Origin of the sequence: Microcoleus sp. T3_B1 (assembly GCF_036700445.1) — a bacterium.
Lineage (GTDB): Bacteria > Cyanobacteriota > Cyanobacteriia > Cyanobacteriales > Microcoleaceae > Microcoleus.
In genome coordinates, this window is the sequence record NZ_JAUBOX010000098.1 from 1 (window position 1) to 2,643 (window position 2,643).

The 2,643-nt window shown below is 47.1% G+C and carries 3 protein-coding genes; all 3 read left to right on the plus strand.

Annotation, left to right across the window (positions count from 1 at the left end):
* Positions 1-125: 125 nt before the first annotated feature.
* The 3 genes from uraH to uraD all read left to right on the plus strand — a co-directional run bounded on the left by uraH (position 126) and on the right by uraD (position 2,565).
* The gene (uraH, locus tag QT990_RS31315; RefSeq protein ID WP_333147334.1) at positions 126-488 is read left to right on the plus strand and encodes a hydroxyisourate hydrolase; all 363 of its coding nucleotides are present in this window, start codon (positions 126-128) and stop codon (positions 486-488) included.
* A gap of 240 nt (positions 489-728) precedes the next feature.
* On the plus strand, positions 729-1,748 hold the full coding sequence (locus QT990_RS31320) for an aromatic ring-hydroxylating dioxygenase subunit alpha (protein ID WP_333147337.1): 1,020 nt from the start codon (positions 729-731) through the stop codon (positions 1,746-1,748).
* Between the two features lie 316 nt (positions 1,749-2,064).
* On the plus strand, positions 2,065-2,565 hold the full coding sequence (uraD, locus tag QT990_RS31325; protein ID WP_333309577.1) for a 2-oxo-4-hydroxy-4-carboxy-5-ureidoimidazoline decarboxylase: 501 nt from the start codon (positions 2,065-2,067) through the stop codon (positions 2,563-2,565).
* Positions 2,566-2,643 lie beyond the last annotated feature (78 nt).

A 2,643-nucleotide genomic window follows, 5' to 3' on the forward strand; every position in this document is an offset into this window, starting at 1 on the left:
AACTCCGTTGAGAGTTAGGCTAACCGTCCCTGGATAGGAGAACCTACCCATTTAGGTTAAACGAATCGCACACCGGACATGATATCATCCCTCTTCCTTCTTCCTTCTTCCTTCTTGAATAAAAAATGTCAGGAAAACTTACTACTCACGTTCTCGATACAGCCCGCGGCTGTCCGGCTGCAAATATGCCGATCGCCCTGCATTCAATTGACCCAAACTCCGGCGCAAAAACGCTGCTGAAAACTGTAACAACTAATGCTGACGGCCGCACCACAGATCCTTTACTATCCGAAAGCGAACTCAAACCGGGAGTTTACGAATTAGTCTTTTCTGTGGGCGAATACTTCGCGCAGTCTGCCGAAAATTTGCCAGAACCGCCGTTTTTAAACAGCGTTCCGATTCAGTTCGGCATCGCAGATTCAAGCGCGCATTATCACGTACCTTTGCTAGTTTCGCCGTGGTCTTACAGTACCTATCGCGGTAGTTGAATAACGTTCACATCTTGCACCTCAAGAACAGGCCGGAAAGCCTGTTCCATAAAGAATAAATTTCTTGTGGGTGAAAGCACCTCAAGAACAGGCCGGAAAGCCTGTTCCACAAAGAATAAATTTCTTGTGGGGAGTAGGGGTTGGGCAGGAGAGTCCGCCCATAAAAACCTTACTGAGAATGGTGCAAGATATCAGATAGAAGGAAGAAGGATTTAGTTATTATTTATAATAGGAGGGATTATGTTAGTTACGAAGCAACCTATTTTAAAACGATTCTGGTATCCAGTGATTCCTACATCCGAATTGTCCGGCGAACCAAAAGCGCTTGAACTATTAGGAGAATCAATCGTTTTGTGGTTGGATTCCGAAGGTAAACCCGCCGCAGTTGAAGACCGCTGCTGTCACCGCACGGCTAAACTGTCGATCGGCAAAATTGTCGGCGGCAACATTTGCTGCGCTTACCACGGCTGGACATTCAACTCATCTGGAACCTGCGTCAGCGTTCCGCAGCAGCAAAACGGCGCAATTTCTGCAAATTATAAAGTAAAAGCTTACCGCACGCGCGATCGCTACGGATACGTTTGGGTTTGTCTGGGAGAACCGCTGGCAGAAATTCCCGATATTCCCGAAGCTGCAGACTCGAATTACCGCCAAATTCACGAATTTTACGAACGCTGGAATTGTGCGGGATTGCGAGTAATGGAAAATGAATTAGATATGGCGCATCCGTCTTTTGTACATACCGCAACTTTCGGTAGCGAAGCACATCTCGCCCCGGATGTAATGGAATTTGAAGAAACAGAATGGGAACTGCACTACCGCAGCATTTTAGGCGTAGCAAATCCCGCACAGCAACAGCAAAACTTAAAAATCGAGCAACAAGAAACCGTGCGGACGATCGACGGAATTTGGTTTATGCCCTTTACCGTCAAACTGCGGATTGTTTACCCAAACGGACTCGTTCACATCATCGTCAATACCATGACTCCGATTAACGATTCCGCATCTCAAATGGTGCAATTTTGCCTCCGCAACGATACCGAAGCCGATGCTAAAACCAGCGATATTATTGCCTTCGATCGCGCCGTTACATTAGAAGACAAACGCATTTTAGAAACCACCGATTGGGACGTACCCCTCGACATCACCCAAGAACAGCATATGCTGACAGATAAACCGGGAATCATCATCCGCCGCAAAATTGCTGCACTCCTAAAAGCCCACGGCGAAGTCGAACAAACTCAAGTCAGCAGTCATTAATCATCAGTCAGTAGTCAGTAGTCATCAGTCATTAGCAATCAGATCGATCGCCCATAATACAATTGCCGGGGCGGGTTTTTGAGATTGTCGGTTTTTGGCGACTATGGTTGGTGAACCCGCCCCTACAGGAATCACGGTCAATCAACCGCACACAATACAACTTCACCAGTAGAAGATTATTTACTTCTTCCCTCTTCTTCCCTCTTCTTCCTTCGTGCCCTACCCTTCGGGAACTGCTTCGCAGAACGCGACGAAAGCGGTTCAATCAAACTAAAAAGTAAAACAAAGCTAATTAAACTTAATCAACCGATTCAAAATGCCATACTCTTTAGTTCAACTCAACCAAATGAGCTCCGAAGAATTTACACAAGCCCTCGGCGCGATTTTTGAACACACCCCCGCGATCGCCCGCCGCACTTGGGACGATCGCCCTTTCGCATCCACAGCCGACTTGCACGCCAAAATGGTAACAGTTGTCAGCGCCATGACTGAAGCCGAAAAATTAGCTTTAATTCAAGCCCACCCGGATTTAGGAAGCAAAGCAAAAATGGCGGAAGCATCCGTTAGCGAACAAGCCGGTGCCGGTTTGGATAAACTTTCTGTTGAAGAGTTCGATCGCTTTCAATTCCTGAATCGATCGTACCGCCAAAAGTTTGATTTCCCCTTCATTGCGGCCGTGAAAAAACACACTAAAACCAGCATTCTCGAAGCATTTAAACAGCGCCTCGACAACTCCCAGGAAACTGAAATGCAGCAGGCTGTAGCTGAAATTTGCGAAATAGCCCGCTTTCGCCTGGAGTCGGCAATTCAAAATTAATCGGGCGGGCAGGATGCCCACCCCACAAGAAAATTCAATCTTTGCTTCACAAGCAAGATGCCTGTTGCTGTGGAACAG

What these genes read in the sequence shown, in the direction of transcription:
- uraH (WP_333147334.1), top strand. Translation starts at nt 126, where the DNA reads ATGTCAGGAAAACTTACTACTCACGTTCTCGATACAGCCCGCGGCTGT.
- QT990_RS31320 (WP_333147337.1), top strand. Translation starts at nt 729, where the DNA reads ATGTTAGTTACGAAGCAACCTATTTTAAAACGATTCTGGTATCCAGTG.
- uraD (WP_333309577.1), top strand. Translation starts at nt 2,065, where the DNA reads ATGCCATACTCTTTAGTTCAACTCAACCAAATGAGCTCCGAAGAATTT.